The organism is Oleiphilus sp. HI0043 (assembly GCF_001634935.1).
Map to the genome: position 1 here is coordinate 1 of NZ_LWEY01000420.1, position 914 is coordinate 914.

At 48.5% G+C, this 914-nt stretch carries 1 protein-coding gene and 1 pseudogene; both read left to right on the forward strand.

Going from position 1 to position 914, the window contains the following annotated elements; all coding sequences use genetic code 11:
* Positions 1-343: pseudogene (locus A3729_RS32295) on the forward strand (U32 family peptidase); the annotation flags it as partial.
* Positions 344-346: 3 nt separating this feature from the next.
* Positions 347-914, forward strand: a 568-nt coding sequence (locus tag A3729_RS05435) for a TIGR01212 family radical SAM protein (protein WP_231877349.1), incomplete at its 3' end; no start/stop codon positions are given.

The following is a 914-nucleotide window of genomic DNA, read 5'->3' on the forward strand; positions in this document are numbered from 1 at the left end:
TTACCTGGACTTACCCAAGGATGATTGTCGCTTTAGCTGCATTCACTACCCGGAAGGGCTAGAAGTAAAGAGTCAGGAGCAACAGGCCCTATTTAATATTAACGGCATCCAAACGCAGTCTTCGTCGGTTTATAACCTGCTTGCACAGGTGCCTGAAATGAAAAAATTCGATGTTGATGTCTTGCGCTTAAGCCCTCGTGCTGAGGGTATGAGTGACATCATTCGTCGCTTCCGTGATGCGCTTGATGGCCAGTCGAGTGAAATTGCGCTGAGCGATCAGGATTGCAACGGTTATTGGTTTGGCAAGCCGGGTATGGATATGCAATCAAGTCAAATGGTTTAAGTTGTGAGTGTTGTGGCTGGAAGGCCTTATCTTTCATTTGGCCAGTATATGCAACAGCGCCATGGCGAGCATGTCCATAAGCTCTCTCTCAACGCTTCCTTTACTTGTCCTAATCGAGACGGTAGCAAAGGTATTGGTGGCTGCACCTTTTGTAATAACGCATCCTTCAGCCCCAACGCCAAAGCGCCAGACTCAATTGAGTCACAAATAGCACGCGGCAAAGCGGTGATCGCCAAGCGTACCGGAGCCAAGAAATTTCTTGGCTACTTTCAGGCCTATACCAACACCTATGATGAGGCCGAAAACCTAAAGCGCTTGTATGATCGTGCTTTAGCGGTCGACGACGTCATTGGCTTGTCGATAGGGACTCGCCCTGACTGTGTTCCCGATGAGGTGCTCGAACTGCTCTTGGCTTATCAGGAGCAAGGCTATGAAATATGGTTGGAATTAGGACTACAAAGCGCTAATGATGAGTCACTCCTGCGGGTCAACCGTGGTCATGGCTGGATGGAATATGAAGATACTTGTCGGCGTGCTCGCGATATGGGGATAAAAGTATGTACGCATTTAA